Origin of the sequence: Rhodoferax sp. UBA5149 (assembly GCF_002413825.1) — a bacterium.
GTDB lineage: Bacteria > Pseudomonadota > Gammaproteobacteria > Burkholderiales > Burkholderiaceae_C > Rhodoferax.
Genome location: NZ_DHXT01000174.1, coordinates 12,169 through 34,133, shown reverse-complemented (window position 1 = coordinate 34,133; position 21,965 = coordinate 12,169). Strand labels below are relative to the sequence as shown.

The 21,965-nt window shown below is 62.1% G+C and carries 22 protein-coding genes and 1 tRNA gene; 12 read left to right on the top strand and 11 right to left on the bottom strand.

Annotation, left to right across the window (positions count from 1 at the left end; all coding sequences use genetic code 11):
* The 8 genes from B3V69_RS15850 to B3V69_RS15815 form a co-directional block, all read left to right on the top strand.
* Window positions 1–495 (top strand): aminoacyl--tRNA ligase-related protein (locus tag B3V69_RS15850; RefSeq protein WP_349679223.1); only part of this gene is annotated, 495 nt, incomplete at its 5' end.
* 6 nt (window positions 496–501) lie between these two features.
* Window positions 502–1,527 carry an extracellular solute-binding protein gene (locus tag B3V69_RS15845; protein WP_296447976.1) on the top strand — a complete coding sequence of 342 codons (1,026 nt, stop codon included), beginning with the start codon at window positions 502–504 and terminating at the stop codon, window positions 1,525–1,527.
* Window positions 1,528–1,530: 3 nt separating this feature from the next.
* A complete protein-coding gene (locus tag B3V69_RS15840) occupies window positions 1,531–3,255 on the top strand; it encodes a GGDEF domain-containing protein (protein ID WP_296447975.1) in 1,725 nt (574 codons plus the stop codon).
* Between the two features lie 72 nt (window positions 3,256–3,327).
* A complete protein-coding gene (locus B3V69_RS15835) occupies window positions 3,328–5,349 on the top strand; it encodes an NADPH-dependent 2,4-dienoyl-CoA reductase (protein WP_296447974.1) in 2,022 nt (673 codons plus the stop codon).
* A 31-nt stretch (window positions 5,350–5,380) separates the two neighbouring features.
* Window positions 5,381–5,827 carry a nuclear transport factor 2 family protein gene (locus B3V69_RS15830; protein ID WP_296447973.1) on the top strand — a complete coding sequence of 149 codons (447 nt, stop codon included), beginning with the start codon at window positions 5,381–5,383 and terminating at the stop codon, window positions 5,825–5,827.
* Between the two features lie 15 nt (window positions 5,828–5,842).
* Window positions 5,843–6,391, top strand: coding sequence for a PadR family transcriptional regulator (locus tag B3V69_RS15825; protein ID WP_296447972.1), 549 nt, complete (start codon window positions 5,843–5,845; stop codon window positions 6,389–6,391).
* 171 nt (window positions 6,392–6,562) lie between these two features.
* Entirely contained in the window at window positions 6,563–7,030 is a 468-nt protein-coding gene (locus B3V69_RS15820) for a cache domain-containing protein (RefSeq protein WP_296447971.1), read from the top strand.
* Between the two features lie 82 nt (window positions 7,031–7,112).
* A complete protein-coding gene (locus tag B3V69_RS15815) occupies window positions 7,113–8,855 on the top strand; it encodes a methyl-accepting chemotaxis protein (RefSeq protein ID WP_296447970.1) in 1,743 nt (580 codons plus the stop codon).
* Between the two features lie 127 nt (window positions 8,856–8,982).
* Here B3V69_RS15815 and B3V69_RS15810 read toward each other — a convergent pair whose 3' ends face one another.
* From B3V69_RS15810 to B3V69_RS15770, 9 genes are all read right to left on the bottom strand, one after another.
* Window positions 8,983–11,220, bottom strand: coding sequence for a molybdopterin-dependent oxidoreductase (locus B3V69_RS15810; RefSeq protein ID WP_296447969.1), 2,238 nt, complete (start codon window positions 11,218–11,220; stop codon window positions 8,983–8,985).
* 178 nt (window positions 11,221–11,398) lie between these two features.
* Window positions 11,399–11,486, bottom strand: a tRNA-Ser gene (locus B3V69_RS15805).
* Between the two features lie 51 nt (window positions 11,487–11,537).
* On the bottom strand, window positions 11,538–12,833 hold the full coding sequence (locus B3V69_RS15800; protein WP_296447968.1) for a tryptophan--tRNA ligase: 1,296 nt from the start codon (window positions 12,831–12,833) through the stop codon (window positions 11,538–11,540).
* A 34-nt stretch (window positions 12,834–12,867) separates the two neighbouring features.
* Complete coding sequence (locus tag B3V69_RS15795) at window positions 12,868–13,536, bottom strand: site-2 protease family protein (protein WP_296447967.1); 669 nt, start codon at window positions 13,534–13,536, stop codon at window positions 12,868–12,870.
* 36 nt (window positions 13,537–13,572) lie between these two features.
* Window positions 13,573–14,196, bottom strand: a complete 624-nt coding sequence (locus tag B3V69_RS15790; protein ID WP_296447966.1) for an L-threonylcarbamoyladenylate synthase — start codon at window positions 14,194–14,196, stop codon at window positions 13,573–13,575.
* 58 nt (window positions 14,197–14,254) lie between these two features.
* Complete coding sequence (locus B3V69_RS15785; protein ID WP_296447965.1) at window positions 14,255–15,157, bottom strand: DMT family transporter; 903 nt, start codon at window positions 15,155–15,157, stop codon at window positions 14,255–14,257.
* A gap of 6 nt (window positions 15,158–15,163) precedes the next feature.
* A complete protein-coding gene (locus B3V69_RS15780; RefSeq protein ID WP_296447964.1) occupies window positions 15,164–16,063 on the bottom strand; it encodes a 3',5'-nucleoside bisphosphate phosphatase in 900 nt (299 codons plus the stop codon).
* 73 nt (window positions 16,064–16,136) lie between these two features.
* A complete protein-coding gene (gene recJ, locus B3V69_RS15775) occupies window positions 16,137–17,906 on the bottom strand; it encodes a single-stranded-DNA-specific exonuclease RecJ (protein ID WP_296447963.1) in 1,770 nt (589 codons plus the stop codon).
* Window positions 17,903–18,832: a phosphoglycerate mutase gene (locus B3V69_RS15770; RefSeq protein WP_296447962.1), complete on the bottom strand. Its 930-nt coding sequence runs from the start codon at window positions 18,830–18,832 to the stop codon at window positions 17,903–17,905. Before B3V69_RS15770 ends, recJ begins: the two co-directional genes overlap by 4 nt.
* A gap of 124 nt (window positions 18,833–18,956) precedes the next feature.
* On the opposite strand from B3V69_RS15770, the gene B3V69_RS15765 reads away from it, so the two are divergent.
* Both B3V69_RS15765 and B3V69_RS15760 read left to right on the top strand, forming a co-directional pair.
* Entirely contained in the window at window positions 18,957–19,178 is a 222-nt protein-coding gene (locus B3V69_RS15765) for a type II toxin-antitoxin system VapB family antitoxin (RefSeq protein WP_296447961.1), read from the top strand.
* Window positions 19,175–19,591: a PIN domain-containing protein gene (locus B3V69_RS15760; protein WP_296447960.1), complete on the top strand. Its 417-nt coding sequence runs from the start codon at window positions 19,175–19,177 to the stop codon at window positions 19,589–19,591. Before B3V69_RS15765 ends, B3V69_RS15760 begins: the two co-directional genes overlap by 4 nt.
* Here B3V69_RS15760 and B3V69_RS15755 read toward each other — a convergent pair.
* Both B3V69_RS15755 and B3V69_RS15750 read right to left on the bottom strand, forming a co-directional pair.
* The gene (locus B3V69_RS15755; protein WP_296447959.1) at window positions 19,569–20,033 is read right to left on the bottom strand and encodes a putative toxin-antitoxin system toxin component, PIN family; all 465 of its coding nucleotides are present in this window, start codon (window positions 20,031–20,033) and stop codon (window positions 19,569–19,571) included. The genes B3V69_RS15760 and B3V69_RS15755 overlap by 23 nt on opposite strands.
* Complete coding sequence (locus tag B3V69_RS15750; RefSeq protein WP_296447958.1) at window positions 20,030–20,305, bottom strand: type II toxin-antitoxin system Phd/YefM family antitoxin; 276 nt, start codon at window positions 20,303–20,305, stop codon at window positions 20,030–20,032. Before B3V69_RS15750 ends, B3V69_RS15755 begins: the two co-directional genes overlap by 4 nt.
* Window positions 20,306–20,414: 109 nt before the next feature.
* Between B3V69_RS15750 and B3V69_RS15745 the strand changes: the two genes are divergently transcribed.
* Both B3V69_RS15745 and B3V69_RS15740 read left to right on the top strand, forming a co-directional pair.
* Window positions 20,415–21,671 carry a lipoprotein-releasing ABC transporter permease subunit gene (locus B3V69_RS15745; protein ID WP_296447957.1) on the top strand — a complete coding sequence of 419 codons (1,257 nt, stop codon included), beginning with the start codon at window positions 20,415–20,417 and terminating at the stop codon, window positions 21,669–21,671.
* Window positions 21,664–21,965 (top strand): ATP-binding cassette domain-containing protein (locus tag B3V69_RS15740; RefSeq protein ID WP_296447956.1); only part of this gene is annotated, 302 nt, incomplete at its 3' end. The genes B3V69_RS15745 and B3V69_RS15740, both read left to right, overlap by 8 nt.

The following is a 21,965-nucleotide window of genomic DNA, read 5'->3' as shown; positions in this document are numbered from 1 at the left end:
GGGCGCGACACGCGCGGCCTGATTCGCCAGCATCAGTTCGACAAGGTCGAGATGGTGCAAATCGTGCATCCCGACAAGAGCTATGCGGCGCTGGAAGAGATGACCGGTCACGCCGAAGCCATTCTGCAAAAACTGGGCCTGCCCTACCGCGTGGTGTCCCTGTGCACCGGCGACATGGGTTTTGGCGCCAGCAAGACCTATGACCTGGAGGTCTGGCTGCCGGCGCAAAACACCTTCCGCGAGATCAGTTCCATTTCGAACTGCGAGGCGTTTCAGGCGCGCCGACTGCAGGCCCGCTTCAAGAATGCGCAAGGCAAGAACGAGCTGCTGCACACCCTCAATGGCTCGGGCCTGGCGGTCGGGCGCACGCTGGTGGCGGTGCTGGAGAATTATCAGAACGCCGATGGTTCGGTCACCGTGCCGCAGGTCTTGCGCCCCTATGTTGGCGGCCAGAAAGTGTTGGGCAGCACGACCATGAATGACATCGACATGTAGCTTGCCATGACCCACCGTCTATTGCTGCTGCTCATCGTCGGTCTGACCTTGAGTTTGCCAAGCCAGGCGGTGGAAACCTTGCGCGTGCTGACCTGGCCGGGCTACGCGGACAGCGATCTGGTCAAAGCGTTCGAGAAAAAATACGAGGTGCGGGTCGAGGTCAGCTTTGTCAGCTCGGACGATGTCCTTCGGCAAAAGATCAGCGCCAACCAGGGTGGCGACTTCGACGTCTTTGCCGCCAACACGGCAGAAATGCAGCACTACATGGCGCAAAAACTGGTGCTGCCGCTGCGGCTCGCCAACATTCCCAATACGGCGAACCAGTTGCCCCGATTCCGCCATGCCAGCAGCATTCCCGGCATCACGCAGTTGGGCGAGGTCTATGCCGTGCCCTACACCTATTCGGAAATGGGTTTGATTTTTGATCGCAAGCAGTTCGCGCAAGCGCCGACTTCGCTGGCCGCCATGTGGGACCCGAAGTACAAGGGACGGGTTCTGGCTTTTGACACCAGCAGCCACAACTTTTCCATCGCCTCCTTGCTGCTGGATGGCAAGCCGTTCCAGATTGAAGACAAAAAATTCAAAAACGTGGTCAATCACCTCATTGCCTTGCGCCGCAATGTGCTGACTTTCTACGCCTTGCCGGAAGAATCGGTGGAACTGTTCCTCAATCACTCGGTGGCACTCATGTTTGCCAATTACGGCACGCAGCAGCTCAAGCTCTTGCGTGACGCCGGCGCCGATGTCGGCTATGTCATTCCGACGGAGGGCGCGCTGGCTTGGCTGGACTGCTGGGCGATAACCCGCGGGGTCAAAAACAAGAACCTCGCGGAGCGCTGGATTAACTACATGCTGGACAAGAAAGTAAGCAGTGAGTTGACCCGGCGTCAGGGCCTGTCGAACACGATAGAAGCCGACAGCGCCACCCGGGACACCGACAAGATCATCTGGCTTGAACCGGTGGAGGATGACAAACGCCGGGCCGCGCTGTGGGGCCATATCATTTCCGGCGATTTGCCGGGGCGGTTCTAAGCCATGCGATACGGCATCGGATTCAAGTTGGGGCTTTTGCTGGCCAGCTTCAGTCTGGTGGCGATGGGCATCGTGGGTTACTACGCCTACGCCAGCGGCCGTGCCACCTTGTTGCTGGCGGCGCAACGCGATTTGCTAACGGCAACCCAGGTGCTGGGCCGCAATTTCCAGGCCAGTATTGACGAAATTTCCGGCGACGCACTGTTGCTGGCAAGCCTGCAGACAAGCCCTGTGATTGCGGGTGCCCATGACAAAGCAGCCGCGGACCGCGACAAACAACGGCTGGCCGATACCTTCACGGCCTTGATGGCGGTGCATCCTCACTATTTTCAGATTCGCCTGATTGGTGCGGACGACCATGGCCTGGAGCTGGTTCGCGTTGATCGTGATGGCGACAAGCTGACACGCGTCCCGGCGGCCGATTTGCAGGAAAAAGCGCATTACGCCTACGTCTTCAACACCTTGCCGCTGCGCCGGGGGCAGGTGTATTTGTCGGACATCACGATCAACCACGAAGAAGGGGCGCATTCCGGACTGAACAAGCCAACCGTGCGGGTCGCCACGCCGGTGGTCGCCGATGACGGCAAAGTGCTGGGGCTGATCGTGATCAACCTTGATTTGAACGGCCTGTTTGCCCGTCTGAAATCCGATCTGCCGAATGCCTACCAGCTCTACCTCAGCAACCATTGGGGCGATTATCTGATACACCCCAATCCGGCCGAGGCCTTTGGTTTTGATCAGGGGCGCCGAATTTTGATTCAGGAGTTTTTCGAACCGGTTGCCGCCCTGATCAGTGGCAAGAGCGCCAGCGTGGTGACAAGTATCGAAGGTGCACAACAGCCTGCTAACGGTCTCGTGGCCGCTTTTGTCCGGCTGCCTTACGGTGGATCCGTCGAGAAGAATTTTGTGATTCTGGGCCTGTCGCAGCCACTGGAGAACGTGGTGCGCGAAACCAGACGGCTGGGTTGGAACACCGTTCAGATGATTCTTGCGCTGGGCGTGCTGGCCGTGGTTCTGGCGGCGCTGGTTTCGCGTGCCGTGACCGGCTCCTTGAGGAGCATGGTGGATGCGATGAAGCGGTTTTCAAAAGAACAGGTGGTCAGTGAGCTGCCCGCTGTTCGCAAAGATGAAATCGGGCTGCTTGCCAGCAGCCTGAACGACATGCAGACCACCCTTGTGGCGAACATGCAGGAGTTGAATGAGAGCCGGCAAACGCTCAAGCACCTCGCACAACATGATTCGTTGACAGGCCTGCCTAACCGCGCCCTGTTTGACGACCGGCTGCGCCAGGCGGTCTCGCAGGCCCGGCGCGATCACACGCGCATGGCAGTGCTGTTTGTCGATCTGGACGAGTTCAAGCTCATTAACGATTCCCGTGGCCATCATGTCGGCGATTTGTTGCTGCATGCCGCAGCGAGTCGGATGGAGGCTTGTGTGCGCAACGTCGATACGGTGGGTCGCCTCGGGGGTGATGAATTTGTCGTGCTGCTGCCCTATGTCGAGGCGTACCAGGATGCCCTGCTGGTGGCAGAAAAAATCTGCCATGCCCTCAACCAACCCTTTGACCTGGACGGTCGTGATGTGATTATTTCTTCCAGCATCGGTGTGGCCATTTATCCCGAACATGGCAGCGACGAGCTGACTCTCTCGAAGAGTGCCGATGCCGCCATGTACCTGGCCAAGGAAAGCGGCGGCAACCGGGCCCGTCTTTTCGGGCACCTCCTTTAGTGCAACCAGTTGCAATGTGATGAAATCTGGATTACATTTATGCAACTGATTGCATAAATAGGAAAATTTGCCATGAATCCTTATCCCCATCTGCTGCAGCCCCTTGAGCTGGGCTTTACTTCCCTGGCGAACCGTGTGCTGATGGGCTCCATGCACGTCGGTCTGGAGGAGGTCAAGAACGGCTTCGAGCGCATGGCCGCTTTCTATGCCGAGCGCGCGCGCGGTGGCGTTGGCCTGATCGTGACCGGCGGCATTGCGCCCAATGAGCGTGGCCGTCCCATGACCGGTGGCGCCACCCTGATGACGGAGGCCCAGGCCGAGCATCACAAGGTCGTGACCCAGACGGTGCACGCCGAGGGCGGCAAGATCGCCATGCAGATCCTGCACTTTGGCCGCTATTCCTATCAGCCTTCGCTGGTGGCGCCGAGTGCGCTCAAGGCGCCCATCAACCCGTTCGAGCCGCATGCGCTGACCACCGAAGAAGTGGAAGAGACCATCAGCGATTTCGTACGCTGTGCGGCGCTGGCCCAGTTCGCGGGTTATGACGGGGTCGAGATCATGGGCTCCGAGGGTTACCTCATCAACGAATTCATTGCCAGCCGCACCAACCAGCGCGACGACGCCTGGGGCGGCGCTTACGCCAACCGCATCCGCTTGCCCGTCGAAATCGTTCGCTGCACACGCGAGCGGGTGGGAAAGAATTTCATCATCATTTATCGCCTCTCGATGCTGGACCTGGTGGCGGGCGGTTCATCGCTGGAAGAGGTCATTCAGCTAGCCCAGGCTATCGAGGCCGCCGGTGCCACCATTATCAACACGGGCATTGGCTGGCACGAGGCCCGCATTCCGACCATCGCCACCAAGGTGCCGCGCGCCGCCTACGCCTGGGTCACGCAGCGCCTCAAGGGCCATGTCTCGGTGCCGCTGGTGGCCACCAACCGGATCAACACGCCCGAGGTGGCCGAGCAATTGCTGGCCGACGGCTACTGCGACATGGTCTCGATGGCCCGGCCGCTGCTGGCCGATCCTTTCTTCGTGCGCAAAGCAGCCCAGGGCCGTGCCGACGAGATCAATACCTGCATCGGCTGCAACCAGGCCTGTCTGGACCATACGTTTGCCGGCAAGATCACCTCCTGTCTGGTCAACCCGCGGGCTTGCCACGAAACCGAGCTGGTTTTTCTGCCCACGAAACAGCCGAAGCGTCTCGCCGTGGTCGGTGCCGGCCCGGCCGGCATGAGCTTCGCCGTCACCGCTGCCGAGCGCGGCCATGACGTGACACTGTTTGATGCCGATGCCGAGATCGGTGGCCAGTTCAATGTGGCGAAAAAGGTGCCGGGCAAGGAAGAGTTCTTTGAGACCTTGCGCTACTTCCGCAAACAGATTGACCTGCGCGGCGTCAAGCTGCGCCTGAACACGCGCGTTGGCGCGCAGGAACTGGTGCAGGGCGGCTTCGACGCGATCGTGCTGGCGACCGGCGTCAAACCGCGCGTGCCCGACATTGAAGGCATCAACCATCCCAAGGTGCTGGGTTATCTCGATGTGTTGCGTGAGGGGCGAGCGGTGGGAAAATCCGTGGCGCTGATCGGCGCGGGCGGTATTGGCTTCGATGTCGCCGAGTACCTGACGCACAGTGGCGACAGTGCCAGCGTGAACCCCGAAAAGTTCTACGCCGAATGGGGCATTGATCCAGGCTACCGCGCGTCCGGTGGTTTGCGCCCTGCACAGGTCGAAGCGTCGCCGCGCCAGGTCTACCTGTTGCAGCGCAAGAAAAGCAAGGTGGGTGATGGCCTGGGCAAGACCACAGGCTGGATTCACCGCACCTCGCTGAAGGCGCGCCACGTCAACATGGTGTCGAACGTGAGCTACCGAAAAATCGACGACGCCGGTCTGCACGTCAGCATTGACGGACAGGAAAAGCTGATCCCGGTAGACAACGTGGTGCTGTGCGCCGGGCAGGAGCCGCAGCGTGATTTGTACGCCGCGCTGCAAAACGCCGACTGCACCGTGCACCTGATTGGCGGCGCCGATGTGGCGGCCGAACTGGATGCCAAGCGCGCCATCGACCAGGGCGTTCGCCTGGCGGCAACCATCTGAAAAACTTCACATCGATTCGAAAGGAAATTGCATGAGTACCTCCCCTGCACAACTGCACCCGGCCGTCGCCGAATCACTGGCGACATGGCACCGCATGATCGCCGCCGGCGATCTCAAAGCCCTGCCGAGCCTCCTGCACCCCGACGCCGTATTTCGCTCGCCCATGGCCTTCCCGCCCTACCAGTCGGCGCAGGCCGTGACGCTGGTTCTCAACACCGTCATGGGCGTGTTCGAGAACTTTGCCTACCACCGTGAGCTCGCCAGCGGTGATGGACTCAGCGTGGTGCTGGAGTTCAGTGCCAACGTGGGTGACAAGCAGCTCAAGGGCATCGATCTGATTCGATTCGACGAGCAGGGAAAGATTGTTGAGTTTGAAGTCATGATTCGTCCACTGAACGGACTACAGGCGCTGGGTGCCGAAATGGGCAGGCGACTGGGGCAGCATTTGCCCGCCTTCAAAGGCAGCAAAGCGGACTGACGCCGGACTGCCAGGATGTCGCTGCCCCATGCGTTATTGACCGCCTTGCTGGAGCAACCGTGCGCCGGGCTTGAGCTGGCGCGCCGTTTTGACCGATCCATCGGTTTCTTCTGGCACGCGACCCATCAGCAGATCTACCGGGAACTCGGTCGCCTGGAGAGCGCCGGGTGGGTGGAGCCGCTGCCGCCCGAGACGGGCAGGGGGCGTAAAAAGGTGTACCGAGTGCTGCCCGCCGGCGCCAATGAGCTCAAACGCTGGACGGCCGAAGCGCAGGATCCCAAACCCTTGCGTGATGAGCTGATGCTGAGACTGCGGGCCGAGGCCGTCGTCGGCCCGACCGCCCTCAAGGAAGACATCGAACGCCGTCTTGTCATCCATCGCCAGAAGCTGGCGCTTTACCGCAAGCTGGAGGCGCATGACTTTCCTGCACCCATCGAGTCGCGTGAAGCGCAACTGCAGCATCTGGTGTTGACGGCTGGCATCATGTTCGAAGCTTCATGGGTCGAGTGGTCCGAAAAGGCACTGCAGGTATTGACACCGATCAATTTGACAGAAAAGCGATAATGGCCGGTCTTGTGGCGGCCCTGGGTCTTGCCCGGTCTGCACGCGTCGTCAATCGCCAATATAATGCGGCTCCCTACAGGAAAGCCCCTATACGCTGTGCCGTCGAGAGTCCGATATAGTCAGTAGGCATCGTTCATTTCCCATTCTCCATACAACGCAAGGATCCTCACCATGAAACGTTTTACTTTTCTCAAATTTATATTGAGCGCTGCCGTGTTGAGTTTCACGATGGCGGGTACCGCACATGCCGACCAAGGCACGGCGGCGGAAGCCGAGGCCATGGTCAAGAAGGCCGTTGCCTATATCAAGGCCAATGGCCCCGAGAAGGCCTACGAGGAATTCACGAACGGCAAATCCTTCAAGGACCGCGACCTCTACATCATTGTGTACGACTTGAAAGGCAAGAACCTGGCGCAAGGCGCCAACCCCAAGCTGGTGGGCAAGGATCTGATCGGCCTGAAGGATCCGGACGGCAAGCCGCTGATCCAGATGTTCGTCGATCTGGCCAAGACCAAAGGCAAGGGCTGGGTGGAGGGCTACAAGTTCCTCAATCCAATGACGCAGAAGATCGAAGGCAAGGCCATGTACCTGGAACGCTTGGGCGACACCTTTGTTGGCTGCGGCATTTACAAGGGTTGATTTCGCTGCGCGGCCAAGCGCCGCTGGCATAACTTGAATCTTGTCTTTTTACTGCTGGGCCATCCTTATGAATTTGCGCGATATGAAAATCGGGCTCCGCCTCGGGCTGGGGTTTGGCTTGATCTTGCTGGCTGCCAGCGTGATGCTGGGCGGGGCGCTCATTAGCAACGGCATCAGCCGCGCCGCTTTGCTAGACACGCTGCACCTGGCGGCCGTCCAACAAGACCTTGCGGTGGACATGCGCCATACGCTGCTCAGCAGCGCCGTCTCTGTGCGCAACATGGGCCTGCAGACCAAGGTGGAAGGCGTGCAAAAAGACGAGGCCGAAGCCAAGAAACAGCGTGCCGCCTACCTGGCCGCCAAGGGCAAGCTGGAGGTCACCGGCCTCGGCACGAAGGAGCGCGAGCTGTTCGCCCGTCTGGCCGACATTGACCGCCAGATGGACGTGCATTTCAAGGAGGCGGTGGACTTGGCCGCGCAGTTCAATACCGAGCAAGCCGGCGCCGTCATCACCGGCAAGATTGATCCCTTGCTGATCAAGGCCATGGGCGAGCTGGGCACCTTCATCGCGATCCAGAAACAGCACACCGATGAGGCCACCGAGCAGGCCAATGCGAGCAATCGCGCCACCGTCAGCGTGATCAGCGCGGCGGCGGCACTGGTGCTGCTGCTGGCCGGTCTGATGGCCTGGCGACTGACGTTGAGCATCACCCGGCCGCTGTTGACTGCCATGGACGCCACGTCCCGTGTCGCGCGCGGCGATCTCTCGAGTGACATTGCCGTCAGCGGTCGCGACGAAGCGGCGCACTTGCTGGGCGGTCTGTTGGAGATGCGTGACGGCCTGGCCCGCATGGTCAGCGAAGTGCGCAGCGGCGCCGAGAATATCTCAACCGGCGCCAACGAGATTGCCACCGGCAATGCCGACCTGTCGCAGCGTACCGAAACCCAGGCCAGCAACCTGGAAGAAACCGCCGCCTCCATGGAAGAACTCAGCTCCACCGTGAAGAACAACGCCGACACCGCGCGCCAAGCCAATCAGCTGGCCGGTTTGGCGAGTTCAGCCGCTGTCAAAGGTGGCGTCGTGGTGGGCCAGGTGGTCGCTACCATGCAGGAAATAACGATTGCCTCGCGCAAGATATCGGACATCATCGGCGTCATTGACGGCATCGCATTCCAGACCAATATCCTGGCGCTCAACGCGGCGGTGGAAGCGGCCCGTGCCGGTGAGCAGGGACGCGGTTTTGCCGTGGTGGCCAGCGAAGTACGTAGCCTGGCCGGACGCTCAGCCGAAGCGGCCAAGGAAATCAAGAGCCTGATCGGCGCCAGCGTGGAGAAAGTCGAAACCGGCAGCCAGTTGGTGGGCGAGGCCGGTGAATCGATGAACGACATCGTCACGCAGGTCAAGCGCGTGGCCGACCTGATTGGGGAGATCAGCTCCTCCGCCCATGAGCAGACCAGCGGCATCGACCAGATTAACCAGGCTATTGCCCAGTTGGATAACGTCACCCAGCAAAACGCTGCCCTGGTGGAAGAGGCTGCAGCGGCGGCGGACAGCCTGAACCAGCAGGCTGGCCGCATGGTCGAGGTCGTGAGTGTGTTCAAGCTGGCCGTAGGCAACGCGCAGGGAATGGTGCGGCAGGCAGCGAGCGCTCCCCGGGCGGCTGCACCACGTGTGGCACCCAAGAAACCAGCGCCGCACACGGCCCGTCTGGCACCCGCGAAGGCGCCGACCGCGCGTGTTGCCGCGCCCAAGCCCAAGCAGCTGTCCTCGTCCTCGGCTGGCCCCAAGGCGGCTGCTTCAGATGACGACTGGACCAGCTTCTGAGGTCTTGCTCTGGCGCTGACCGGTCAGCGACCTGTTGCTATAAAAAACATAGCATAGTACGCTTTATTGACGCGGGCTAGCATCATTTTATGATGCTAGACGGTCAAGCCGCGAAACCGTGAAATTGTCAAACGGCCTGCATCACCACCGCCACGCCACTGAGCACGGCATTGCCTGACAGCGGGTCGCGCAGGTTTTCGTCGAGCAGGGTATTCAGATTGGCGCCGGGGCGCTCGGCGGCGAGTCTAAGGCGCGTGCCGGGCAGGCTGTGGCCCCAACCGTGGGGCAGGCTGACCACGCCGGGCATCATGTCGCTGCTGACCTGCACCTGGGCTTCGATGCTGCGCGTGCCATTGGCAATGCGCGCCAGGGCGCCGTCGGACAGGCCCAAACGCTGGGCATCGCTGGGATGGACGAGCGCGGTGCAGCGAAACGGACCTTTGGCGAGGATGGGCAGGTTGTGCATCCAGCTGTTGTTGGAGCGCACATCGCGCCGGCCAATGATGACCATGTCCGGGGTCGGCAGCTTCAGGTCGTCGCGGACACGTGACAGGTCGGCCAGCAGCATCGGGGGCGCCAGTTCCACCTTGCCCGAGGGCGTGCGCAGCATCCCCGGCAGGCGCGGTGCCAGCTCCCCGAGGTCGATGCCGCCACTGGCCGAACTGGCCTTCACCTTGGCCAGGTTCAAGCCGTCGGGCTTGGCGCCGAACGCATCACCATAGGGGCCGCTTCGCAGTGCCACATCGAGCAGGCGGTCGGGGCCACGCAATTGGTGGCCGACAGCCTGCATGACCGCTGGCGCCTGGTCGCCGAACTGGCGCCGCGTATCGTCGGCAAAGTGCTCGTCGTCCAGTGCACCAGGGTCGGCATCCGCGCCTTTGCCCTGAATGATGGCGCTGAGCTTGAGCAGGATTTCCCACTCGTGCAATTGCGTGCCTGGGCGTTCGAACACGGGTTCGCTGTAACGGGCGTGGTTGCGCCAGGACAACTGCGGGAAGGCGACGTCGTAGTGCATGCTCTCCAGCGGTGACAGCCCGGGCAATATGACATCGGCATGGCGCGTGGTTTCATTGAGGTAGATGTCCAGGCTGACCATGAAGTCGAGCTGGTCCAGTGCGTGGCCCACGCGGGCGCCGTTGGGGCTGGAGAGTACCGGGTTGGTACCTACCGTGATCAGCGCCTTGATCTGGCCCACACCGGGGGTCTCAATCTCTTCGCTGAGACAGGTCATGGGCAACTCGCCATAAATCTCGGGCGCGCCACTGACGCGGCTGTTGTGGCGGCCGGTGGTGATGCCGCGGCCGACGCCGGGCACGGTACCGGTTTGGCTGCTGCTGCTGGTGTTGGATGCAAAGGCCGCCGCCTGCGAGAACATGGCGCCGCCGGGCAAGTCCAGATGGCCGGTGAGTACGTTGAGCACGTCCACCAGCCAGCTCGCCAGTGTGCCGTACTGCTGCGTGCAAGTGCCGATGCGGCCATAGACGGCGGCGCGCTGCGTTGACGCGAGTTTGCGTGCGATCCCACGGATGGTTGACGCGTCAATGGCGCAGCGCTCGGCGACGGCCTCGGCCGAAAACGGTGCGACGGCCACGGCCACCTCGTCGACGCCGTTGACAAGTCCGGCCACCGGTCCGAGCCGGACCAGCTTTTCGTCAAACAGCGTGTGCACCAGGCCCAACAGCAAGAACACATCGGCGCCGGGGCGGATGAAGTGATGTGCGTTGGCCATGGCGGCGGTCTCCGACCGGCGCGGGTCAATCACCACCAACTCGCCGCCGCGCGCCTGCAGGGCCTTTGCCTTGCCCTTGAAGTCGGGCACGGTCCACATGCTGCCATTGCTGGCCAGCGGGTTGGCCCCCAGCAGCAGCAGGTAGTCGCAGCGCGCAATATCCGGGATGGCAATTGACAGCCAGTGGCCGAACATCAGGCCACTGGCGAGTTGCTTGGGCATCTGGTCCAGCGTCGAGGACGAGAACACATTTTTGCTGCCCAGCGCACGCGCCAGGCGCCCGAAGTACATCAACAAACCGATCTTGTGCGCCGCCGGGTTGCCCACGGCGATGCCGACGGCGTCGCGGCCATGTTGCGCGCGGATGGCTGGCAGGCGGGCCTCGATCTCCTGGAAGGCCTCGTCCCAGCTCGCCTCGACAAACTCACCGTTGCGCTTGATCAGCGGCGTGCGCAGCCGGTCGGGGTCTTCATGCAAATCGGCCAGCGCCACGCCCTTGGGGCAGATGTAGCCGGCGCTGAACACGTCGGCATCATGGCCACGGATGCTGATGACTTTGTTGTCTTGAACTTTGAGTTCGAGGCCGCAGCAAGCTTCGCACAGCGGGCAGATGCGGTGATGGATGGTGTGGGTCATAGGGTGTCTCCACTCTCGATTTCATCCGATATTTCAGATGGCGTCGAGCACGTCTGGGACATCCGCGAGTGCAAAAGATGCCGAGTGAAACCCCCTGTGTCGTTGGCGATACGAGAGTTTGGGGAAAAATGCCAAACGGCCTGATGCTGTTTATTTTGTAGCATCAGGCCGTTGTATTTGGCGGAGAGGGTGGGATTCGAACCCACGGTACCTTGCGGTACGCCTGATTTCGAGTCAGGTACATTCGGCCACTCTGCCACCTCTCCTGTTTCGACTGGCTGCCATTGTATCAGTGGCGTCGCCAGTGCCGGCCGCCTTCAGTCGGCATCGGCCATCAGTTGCAAGGCCGTGCTGACGGCCTGTGTCTCAACATCGGCGTTGGGCTGCAGCTTGTCGGCCAGACCGGGCAGGGCCGAGGCGCCCTGCGTCTGCAGCAGAGCGATGGATTGACCGGCTTCCCTGGGGGAATCGAAGCCGGTGCTCTGCAACAGCAGGCGACCGTCAACGTCCACCAGCTTGAAGTAGAACTTGCCATCGCGTTCGCGGTACTGCTTGAACGCCGGTTTTGCCACTTTGGCAGTTTTTGCCGCTTGGCTGCTGGCCTGCGCCCGCAGGTCGCGCAAGCCGACAGCCGAGCGCAACCGGCCCATGAACGGGGTGGCAATCTGGCGTGCCCGGGCGGCACCGGCCAGCAGGATGGCCTCGATCTTGGCGGGGTCGTTCAGGAGTGCCAGATACGCTTCACGCATGGGGGCGATTTCACGGTCGATGCGCTCGAATACCAGCTGCTTGGCGTCACCCCAGGCAATGCCGTCGGCGTAGGCCCGGCGCAGGGCAGTGGTTTCTTCCGGCGTGGCAAAGGCCTGGTAGATCTGGAACAGGGCGGAGCCTTCCACGGTTTTGGCCTCACCCGGCGCTGATGAGTCGGTCACGATGCCGGTGATGAGTTTTTTGAGCTGCGCGCGTGGCGCAAAGAGCGGAATGGTGTTGTCGTAGCTCTTGCTCATCTTGCGGCCATCCAGCCCTGGCAGGGTGGCCACGTCTTCTTCAATCTCTGCTTCGGGCGGCACAAAGTGCTCGCCGTAGCGGAAATTGAAACTGTGCGCCATGTCGCGCGCCATCTCGATATGCTGGATCTGGTCGCGTCCGACCGGTACCTTGTGGGCGTTGAACATCAGAATGTCCGCCCCCATCAGCACCGGGTACATGAACAGACCGGCGCTAACGTCCGAGTCAGGGTCATCACCCGCGCTGATGTTTTTGTCCACCGCGGCCTTGTAGGCATGGGCCCGGTTCAGGACACCCTTGCCAATGACGCAGGTCAGCAGCCAGGTGAGTTCCGGAATTTCGGGAACATCCGACTGGCGATAGAAGATGACACGTTCGGGGTCCAGCCCGGCCGCCAGCCAGCTGGCCGCAATTTCCAGCGTGGAGCGCTGGATGCGTGCAGGCTCATCGATCTTGATCAGCGCGTGGTAGTCCGCCAGAAAGTAAAAGCTCTCGACGTCAGGGTTCAGGCTGTGTCGCACCGACGGACGGATGGAGCCGACGTAGTTGCCCAGATGGGGTGTGCCGGAGGTGGTGATGCCGGTCAGAAAGCGCGTGGAACTCATGGGCGAAAAAATTCTTTGACAGTGATGCGAGGGACTAGCTAAAAATCATGGCAATCGGGGACAGCAAAATGTCCAGCAGGCCAAAGGTGAGGGCCATCAGAGGCTGCAACCACAGGGTGCTGACCACCCCTGAAATCACCAGCGCCATCACGATGAAAAAGCCCCAGGGTTCCACCCGCGAGACCATCTCAGCCTGGCGATAGGGCAGCAGGCCGACCAGAATCCGCCCGCCATCCAGTGGCGGCAGCGGGAACAGGTTGAACGCAAACATCACCACGTTGACCAGAATACCGCCCTGCGCCATCTTGAGAAAGAAGGGCTCCGTCACGCCAGTGCCTTTCAGCACAAAGAACAGCGCACCCCATAGAAAGGCCTGGATGAAATTGGCAGCCGGCCCGGCCAGCGCCACCCAGATCATGTGGCGCTTGGGGTTGCGCAGGTTGCCAAAGCGCACCGGCACCGGTTTGGCATAGCCGAACAGGAAAGCGCCCGAGGTGGCGAAGTACAGCAGCAGCGGCATCAGAATGGTGCCCACCGGGTCGATGTGCTTGAGCGGGTTGAGCGTGACACGTCCCATCATGTAGGCCGTGTTGTCACCAAAATGCCGCGCGGCGTAGCCGTGGGCCGCCTCATGCACGGTAATGGCGAACAGCACGGGCAGGGCATAAAGGGCAACGGTTTGAATGAGGTGTGCGATATCCATTGGGGCAATTGTCTCAGAGGGAAATGAACAGGCGGTTCAAAGACCGAGGGCCGCCAGTGCACCGCGCCCCTCTCGAATCAGCTCCGGCTGTTCGCCGGTCAGGTCGACCACCGTGGTGGGCTCCCGGGTGCAGGCCCCGGCGTCGATGACGGCTGCAATCTGCTTCTTGTAACGCTCGCGGATTTCCTGGGCATCGTTGAGTGGCTCGGTGTCGCCCGGCGCGATCAAGGTCGTCGCCAGCAGTGGCCCGCTGTGCAAAGCCAGCAGTGCCTGCAATACCTTGTGCTCGGGCACCCGCAGGCCAATGGTCTTGCGCGAGGGGTGGCTCAGGCGGCGCGGCACTTCCTTGCTGGCTTCCAGAATGAAAGTGTAAGGCCCGGGGGTGGCGGATTTGATGAGCCGAAACTGCTGGTTGTCCACCTTGGCGTAGTTGGCCAGCTCACTCAGGTCGCGGCACAGCAGCGTGAGGTGGTGCTTGTCGTCCACCCCGCGGATGCGGCGCAGCTTGTCGGCCGCCGCCTTGTCGTCCAGGTGGCAGACCAGAGCGTAGCTGGAGTCGGTGGGCACCGCCAGGACTTCGCCTTTTTCCAGCAGGGCGACGGCCTGCTTGAGCAGCCGGGGTTGCGGGTTGTCGGGGTGAACTTCAAAAAATTGAGGCATGGCTTGATTGTCGGTGAATGTCGATGAATCAGTAGGGCGCAGGCGCTGTTGATGCAGCTCAGGCAGGGGTGGCCATGGCACGACGCTGCATGGCCAACTCCTGGGCCGACAGCAGGGCATTGCCAACGCCGCTGGCGGCAATGACGGCAATGCCGAACCAGGCCAGCGTGTCGGGCACGTGCTTGAACACCAGCCATCCACTGAAGGTGGCAAAGGCGATTTGCGTGTAGAGGTAAGGCGTCAGCACCGGCGCGGACGCGCGCATGTAAGCCCGGATCAGCATCAGGTGGCCAAAGGTACCCAAGAAGCCGATCAGCATGAACCAGGGCCAATGCGCCAGCAGGGCCGCCGTGTCCCAGCTGAAAACGGCGATGGGGCTCATCACCAGGGCGCCCACCAGCCCGGTGTAGAAGTGGGTGGTATACGGGTTTTCTTCACCGCTCAAGCGGCTGGTCAGCACCTGAAACCAGGCGTAGGTCGTCACCAGCAACACCGGAAACAGCAAAGCCCAGCTGAATACCTGACCACCCGGACGAACCACCAGCAACACGCCGCACAGACCCATTGCCATCAGCAGCCAGCGCTGGGGGGAGACATGGTCTTTCAGCACCCAGGCGGCCAGCGCAGTGGCCACCAGCGGCGACAGCATCACCATCGCCGTGAACTCGCCCACGGGCAGGTACTGCAAGCCAAAGAATGAGCAGGCACTGGTGATCAGCAACAGCACGCCGCGCAGCGCCTGAAAGCGTGGATTGGGGGTCGTCAGAAGAGTCTGCTTTTGCACCGGAAACCGCAGGGCAAAGGTCACCACCGCCTGAAACACATAGCGAAACCAAAGCAACATCAGCACCGGGGCCAGTGTGACGGCGTGTTTGGTGGCGGTGTCCAGGCCGGCAAAAGCCAGTGCCGCCAGCACAATGAGCAAAACGCCGACACCTTGTCGGGTGCGCCAGAACGACATGGGGGATCAGTGGCCCGTGGAGGCACTTGCCCCCGGGCCGCTAGTCGATGTGTGTTGGATGCGGTGGGCCAGCAGTTCCCATACCGGCGTCAGATTGCCCGGCAGACCGGGGAGCGTGCCGAGCTCGGTGTGGCTCTCATCGGGGCTGTGGAAGTCGCTGCCGCGGCTGGCTGCCAGGCCAAATTCGCGGGCCGCGTCGGCGTAAGTCAGGTATTCGGCGGCGGTGTGGCTGCCGGTGACCACTTCAACGCCCTGCCCGCCATGGTTTTTGAACTCGCTGAACAGCGCGAATTCCTCGTTGGTGCTGAACTTGTAGCGTGCCGGATGCGCGATGACGGCGGCCCCGCCGGCTTCGCGGATCCAGGTCACGGCGTCTTTCAGGCTGGCCCAACGGTGCTCGACAAAGCCGGGCTTGCCTTCGGTCAGGTATTTGCGGAACACCTCATAGGTATCGCGGCACACGCCGCTTTCCACCAAAAAGCGCGCAAAGTGGGTGCGTGAGATCAGCTCGTGGTTGCCGGCAAACTTCAACGCACCTTCATAGGAGCCCTGAATGCCGGCCTTGGCCAAACCCTCGGACATTTTCATGGCCCGCTGCCCGCGCCCGCCGCGCGTCTGCATTAGTCCGCGTTGCAGGGCCGGGTTGTCCGCATCGAATCCCAGACCCACGATGTGAACGGTCTGGTTGATGAAGGTAACCGAGATTTCGACGCCGGTGAGGTATTGCAGGCCCAAATTTTTGGCCGCCAGCGCGGCGCGCTGTTGGCCGCCCAGTTCGTCATGGTCGGTCAGGGCCCACAGCTCCACGCCGTTGGCTTTGGCGCGTGCGGCAAGCGCTTCGGGTGTCAGGGTGCCGTCGGAGACGACGGAGTGGCAGTGGAGGTCGGCGTTGAGGATGGATGGCACCCCCCATTCTAAAACTTTGTGGCACCGACCGCAGCACGCGGGGTGAAGCAGGCCGTGCCAGCGCATTGAGCGCCTAAAGCTCCGCCGCCTCCACCAGAAAGCGCACGCGCCGCACGCCATTCCAGGCGTCGGCATCGAGCCGGAAAGCCAGTTTGACGCGGGCCGGCAGCGGCTCGGTGTGACCAAACCAGATGCCGTCCACCGGCTGACCCTGGTGCTTGAGTTTGAGCGCCAGATGTTTCTCGCCGACCAGGCGTTGCGACACCACTTCGACCTCTTCGCTGAAGGTCGGCGGCGCAAAGCCCTGGCCCCACACCTCTTTGTGCAGCACGTCCACCAGCTCGATCCGTCGGTATTCGGGCTTGAGTGGCCCATCGGTGTCGAGGCGGCGGGTGAGCGTGGCGGCGTCCAGCCACTCTTGCGCGACCTCGTTCAAGCCTTGCTCGAAGGCATCAAAATTTTCTTCGGCAATGGTGCAGCCGGCCGCCATGGCGTGGCCGCCAAAGCGCAAGAGCACGCCGGGGTAGCGCTTGGCCACGAGGTCGAGTGCGTCGCGCAGGTGAAAGCCGGCAATCGAGCGGCCCGAGCCTTTGAGCTCGTGCTCGCGGCCCGGCGCGGCGCTGGCGGCGAAGACAAAGGTCGGGCGGTGCAGCTTGTCCTTGATGCGCGAGGCCACGATGCCGACCACGCCTTCGTGAAAATCGGGGTCGAAGACGCAGATGGCGGGCGGTGGCGCCTCCTCGTCATCAAACAGGGATTCGGCGATGGCAAACGCCTGCTCGCGCATATTGCCTTCAATCTCGCGCCGTTCGCGGTTGATGCCGTCGAGTGTTTTGGCCAGCTCGTCGGCCCGTGCTGGATCGTCCGTCAGCAGGCATTCAATGCCCAGCGTCATGTCGGACAGGCGGCCGGCCGCGTTGATGCGCGGGCCCAGGGCAAAGCCAAAGTCGAAGGTGGTGGCGACGGGCGCGCTGCGCCCGGCTGCTACAAAAAGAGAAGCTAGTCCCGCAGGCATGGCGAGGGCTCGCACCCTTTTTAGCCCTTGCGCCACGAGACGACGGTTGTTCGCGTCGAGCCTGACCACATCGGCCACAGTGCCCAAGGCGACCAGCGGTAGCAGTACGTCCAGCCGCGGTTCTCCCGTTCGGGCTGAGCCTGTCGAAGCCCCCCCTTCGACAGGCTCAGGGCGAACGGAGAAATGGCCTCTGGCGCGCAATTCGGCGCGCAGCGCCAGCAGCACATAAAACATGACGCCAACCCCGGCGATGGATTTGCTGGCAAAGGTGCAACCCGGCTGGTTCGGGTTGACGATGACATCGGCCTCGGGCAGCACGATCTGGCCATTCACAGAAGCGGGCAAGTGGTGATCGGTCACCAGCACCTGCAGGCCCAGTGCCCGCGCCGTCGCCACGCCCTCGAAGCTGGCGATGCCATTGTCGACCGTGATCAGCACATCGGCGCCGCTGTCCTTGACGCGTTGCGAGATCGGCGCTGTCAGGCCGTAGCCATCCACCACGCGGTCCGGCACGATGTAGTCCACGTGCCGGGCGCCCAGCATGCGCAGGCCGCGCAGGGCGACGGCGCAGGCGGTGGCGCCGTCGCAGTCGTAGTCGGCCACGATGCAGAGTTTTTTGTCGGAGGCAATGGCGTCGGCCAGCAGTTGGGCGGCCGCGCCCAAGCTCAGCATCTCGCCCGGTGGAATGAGGCGCGCCAGACCGTCGTCGAGTTCCTGCATGCTTTGCACGCCGCGCGCCGCGTACAGCTGGGCCAGCAGGGGGTGGACACCGGCCTGTTCCAATGTCCAGAGGCTGCGCGGCGGAATGTCTCTTGCTACTATTTTCATAGCTGTTTAAGCAATGATGACGGGGGCTGGGTGCCAAAAAGATTCATAAGACGTTTCAGAATAGGTTGCCGCAGGGCGTTAAAGGTCTGCGCATGGCGCTCGCCGCAGAGGGTGAGTTGGCCAAGCGCCCCTCGATCCAGCTCGGCCAGCAGCGTAGCGCATTCGGTGGCGTCCAGTTGCTGCCAGGCCTGCGCCCAGGCGGCCCAGTCTTCATTCAAGGCCGCATCGCGCAAGGTGGTGATCACCACCGGCGGGGGGTGTTGGGTCGCGGGCGTGAGCTGCTGGGGCAGGGCGCCGGTGCCACTCAGCCAAAACGAGTTGACGGGCAGCACGCCGCGGGCGGCACGTGCGTCATTCACCGGGTGGGTGTAGAGCAGCATCTGCATTTCGTTTTGCAGACGTCGCAGCGCGGCGGCGCTGGCGCTGCGTGCTATCCAGTTCTCGACGTTGCGCCCCACCACGCGGTCCAGCGAGGCGGTGGCGAGACCCCTGAACGCGTCGCTGCGGGCCAGCCAGCGGCTGGGGTGCTCGTAGTGCAGCGTGATGCCGTCTTCTTCAAAGTAAGGTTGCATCGCCGCCAGCAGGGTTTGCGACTCCTGCGCGGAGAAATCCGGCAAGTTTTGCCCGCTCATGCTGATGTGGTTGGTGCCCACTTGCCAGTGACAGGGGGTGATGAAGGCCCAGGCGCCGCCTGAAGCCTGATTTTGCAGGGCCGCCCAGGGAATCAGGCCGTCCTCAACCGGCAGGCCCAGGGCGCGCGCCAACGCGCGCTCGTGCGGTGGTGACAGACTGAACTCGTCGCCGGTGTCCATCGGCTCCGACGTCAGGCGAGACAGCAGTTTTTGGAGGTGGGGTAGCTTCAGCGTCGGCAGGACCGAGGCGCAGCCCTCAGAGCTGCAAAAGGCGAACGGAATCAGGAGGTGCATAGGGCGATTGTCCGGGATATGCGTGAGTCCATGCATCCGTCGGTTCAATGAAATTTCAAGAGCCAATGTCAGAAGGAGAGGGTTTGATTTATACTCACACAACAAACTGTGTAGGAGTTAACACATGGCTACCAATTTGGCTTTGGATGATGCTTTGATTGAAGAGGCGCGCCAACTCGGTGGGCAGCGCACCAAAAAAGACGTGGTGACGCAGGCGCTGCTGGAGTATGTACAGCGGCGCAAGCAGATCAAGCTGCTGGACTTGTTTGGCAGCGTGGATTTTGAGGATGAATTCGATGCCAAAGTGCAGCGCGGTGTGGGGCGCTTGCCCTTGGCTGAGCTATGAAAGTCCTGGTCGACACATCGGTCTGGTCGCTGGCGCTGCGACGCCCCAAAAACATTCCCGTCGCCCCGGAGCAACAAGCGACGGTCAATGCGCTGGCGGACTTGGTACGCGATGGCCGAGCCGTGCTCATCGGCGCCATCCGGCAAGAATTGCTCTGCGGCATCAAAACACAGAGTCAGTTTGAAGCCTTGCGAGACAGCCTGCTTGCCTTTGAGGACGTGTCGCTGTCGAGGCAGGACTACGCGTCAGCCGCCGAGGCCTTTAACACCTGTCGCGCCAACGGGGTGCAGGGTTCCAATACGGATTTTCTGATTTGCGCGGCGTCCATCCAACACCAGTTGCCCATTTTCAGTTTGGACGGTGATTTTTTGATGTATCAGCGGTGGCTGCCTATCCATCTTTATGCGCCGTGAGGGCGGCGGTTTGACCTGACTTTGTCAGAAACGCCGCTGGCGTCAAGATCGGCACGCCTTGCCAAGGGTCCAGAACGAGTAAATCGGCATCGCTGCTGATGAGTGCGTCGGCATGGCAGGCTAGGGCCAACGCCAGAAACTTGGCGTCCTTCGCGTCACGGCAGGCGCCCGCAGCGATCTGCTCGCTCTTCGTGTCAAGCTCCCAAAGGCGAGAGCGCTCGGCCACCAAAGTCCAAAAATCCAGTCGCTCTTGCAGGGGCGCATAGCGGTCAAACTTGGGACGTTGCAAAACTTCGCGCAATTCATTCAGCGTGGCATGGCTCACGCACAGTTCATGGGTTCTGACAGCGGCCAAAAATGCCTGTCGTGGCACTGAGCTTGGGCGCAATACGGCGCCAATCAAGGTGCTGGTGTCTATGACAACCCGTTGCGGGTCGCTCATCGCAACTCATGCACCAGCTGGACGACATCCGCATCGGTCAACTCACGGGCGGCGGGCGTGAGCGTGGCATTGGCCTTCGCAAAGTAGGCTTCAAACGCGTCCACCGCAGTGCCCCGCTTGCGGCGGGCATCCTGTAAATCCCGCATGTCTTGTGGCGAAACAATGAATGCCGCTGTGCGCCCATGCCGGGTGATGGTGACCGGCTCGCGTTGCACGGTATCAAGCAACTGGCCAAAACGGTTTTGGGCTTCGACTGAAGTGACGGTGATCATGGCGGGGCTCCTAAAAACTAGCTAACCTGTACAGTATAGCTAGAATGAAGCATGTTTACGAATTGGCCGGCAATGCCACAATGGCCCCTCATTCAAAACCTGGCCGTCCATGCAACTCCCCTACGAACTCATTCTTGGCTGGCGCTATACCCGGGCCGGTCGCACCACCCGGCGCAACGGTTTCATCTCTTTCATCTCGGGCGTGTCCATGCTGGGCATTGCGCTGGGCGTGGCGGCGCTCATCATCGTGCTGAGTGTGATGAACGGTTTTCAGAAAGAGGTGCGCGACCGCATGTTGAGCGTGGTTTCGCATATCGAGGTGCTCGCGCCCAATGGCGCGGCCTTGCCTGACGTGGCGCGCACATTGGCTGAGGTACGGGCCAACCTGCAAGTCGTGGGTGCTGCACCTTTTATAGCAACCCAGGCCCTGCTGGCGAGGGGTGAGGACATGAAAGGCGCTATCGTGCGGGGCATTGATCCGGCCCGCGAGCCGGAGGTGACCGACCTCGCCATCGAGCTCAAAAACACCGGCCTGAACCGCCTGATTCCGGGTGAATTCGGCGTCGTGCTGGGCGGCGAGCTGGCCCATAGTCTTGGCGTGCGCCAGGGCGACAAAGTCACGCTGGTGGCGCCCAGCGGGCAGGTGACTCCGGCCGGCGTGGTGCCGCGCCTCAAGCAGATGACGGTGGTGGGTACTTTTGACTCGGGTCACTATGAGTACGACTCGGCACTGGTGCTGATGCACGTGGACGACGCGGCCCGCATTTTCCGCCTCGAAGGCCCGACCGGCGTGCGGGTCAAGCTCAAAGACCTGCACCAGGCCCCTGAGGTCGCGGCGCAGCTGTCCCGCACGTTGACGGGCGACTTGCTGGTGCGCGACTGGACGCGCCAGAACCGCACCTGGTTTGCCGCCGTGCAGGTCGAGAAACGCATGATGTTCATCATCCTGACCCTGATCGTCGCGGTGGCCGCCTTCAACCTGGTGTCCACGCTGGTGATGACGGTGACCGACAAACGCGCCGACATCGCCATCCTGCGCACGCTGGGCGCCAGCCCGCAGAGCATCATGGGCATCTTCGTCGTGCAGGGCGCCATGGTCGGCGTCATCGGCACGCTCGCCGGTTTGGCCCTCGGCCTGGGGGTGGCTTACAACATCGACGTGATCGTGCCGGCGCTGGAGCGGCTGTTCCACGCCAGCTTCTTGCCCAAAGACATCTACCTCATCAGCCGCATGCCGAGCGACCCGCAGCAGGCCGATATCCTGCCCATCGCCGTCATCTCGCTGGTGCTGGCCTTTTTGGCCACCCTCTACCCGAGCTGGCGCGCATCCCAAGTGAACCCGGCGGAGGCTTTGCGCTATGAATAACACACTCAACGCTCGACCTGATCTCATCTCCGCTCGCCCTGAGCATGTCGAAGGGCTGGTGGTTCTCAGCGCCCGCGGCCTGACCAAGCGCTTCACCGAAGGCCGTCTGGACGTGACCGTGTTGCAAGGCGTTGACCTGGACGTGCGCGCTGGCGAAACGCTGGCCATCGTGGGCGCGTCGGGTTCCGGTAAAAGCACTTTGCTGCATTTGATGGGCGGGCTGGACGCGCCCACCAGCGGCGCGGTCTGGCTGCGCGGCCAGGACCTGGCGCACCAGAGCGCCGCCGCGCAGGG

Coding starts and splice junctions, on each gene's coding strand:
- B3V69_RS15845 (WP_296447976.1), top strand. CDS start 502: ATGACCCACCGTCTATTGCTGCTGCTCATCGTCGGTCTGACCTTGAGT.
- B3V69_RS15840 (WP_296447975.1), top strand. CDS start 1,531: ATGCGATACGGCATCGGATTCAAGTTGGGGCTTTTGCTGGCCAGCTTC.
- B3V69_RS15835 (WP_296447974.1), top strand. CDS start 3,328: ATGAATCCTTATCCCCATCTGCTGCAGCCCCTTGAGCTGGGCTTTACT.
- B3V69_RS15830 (WP_296447973.1), top strand. CDS start 5,381: ATGAGTACCTCCCCTGCACAACTGCACCCGGCCGTCGCCGAATCACTG.
- B3V69_RS15825 (WP_296447972.1), top strand. CDS start 5,843: ATGTCGCTGCCCCATGCGTTATTGACCGCCTTGCTGGAGCAACCGTGC.
- B3V69_RS15820 (WP_296447971.1), top strand. CDS start 6,563: ATGAAACGTTTTACTTTTCTCAAATTTATATTGAGCGCTGCCGTGTTG.
- B3V69_RS15815 (WP_296447970.1), top strand. CDS start 7,113: ATGAAAATCGGGCTCCGCCTCGGGCTGGGGTTTGGCTTGATCTTGCTG.
- B3V69_RS15810 (WP_296447969.1), bottom strand. CDS start 11,220: ATGACCCACACCATCCATCACCGCATCTGCCCGCTGTGCGAAGCTTGC.
- B3V69_RS15800 (WP_296447968.1), bottom strand. CDS start 12,833: ATGAGTTCCACGCGCTTTCTGACCGGCATCACCACCTCCGGCACACCC.
- B3V69_RS15795 (WP_296447967.1), bottom strand. CDS start 13,536: ATGGATATCGCACACCTCATTCAAACCGTTGCCCTTTATGCCCTGCCC.
- B3V69_RS15790 (WP_296447966.1), bottom strand. CDS start 14,196: ATGCCTCAATTTTTTGAAGTTCACCCCGACAACCCGCAACCCCGGCTG.
- B3V69_RS15785 (WP_296447965.1), bottom strand. CDS start 15,157: ATGTCGTTCTGGCGCACCCGACAAGGTGTCGGCGTTTTGCTCATTGTG.
- recJ (WP_296447963.1), bottom strand. CDS start 17,906: ATGAAAATAGTAGCAAGAGACATTCCGCCGCGCAGCCTCTGGACATTG.
- B3V69_RS15770 (WP_296447962.1), bottom strand. CDS start 18,832: ATGCACCTCCTGATTCCGTTCGCCTTTTGCAGCTCTGAGGGCTGCGCC.
- B3V69_RS15765 (WP_296447961.1), top strand. CDS start 18,957: ATGGCTACCAATTTGGCTTTGGATGATGCTTTGATTGAAGAGGCGCGC.
- B3V69_RS15760 (WP_296447960.1), top strand. CDS start 19,175: ATGAAAGTCCTGGTCGACACATCGGTCTGGTCGCTGGCGCTGCGACGC.
- B3V69_RS15755 (WP_296447959.1), bottom strand. CDS start 20,033: ATGAGCGACCCGCAACGGGTTGTCATAGACACCAGCACCTTGATTGGC.
- B3V69_RS15750 (WP_296447958.1), bottom strand. CDS start 20,305: ATGATCACCGTCACTTCAGTCGAAGCCCAAAACCGTTTTGGCCAGTTG.
- B3V69_RS15745 (WP_296447957.1), top strand. CDS start 20,415: ATGCAACTCCCCTACGAACTCATTCTTGGCTGGCGCTATACCCGGGCC.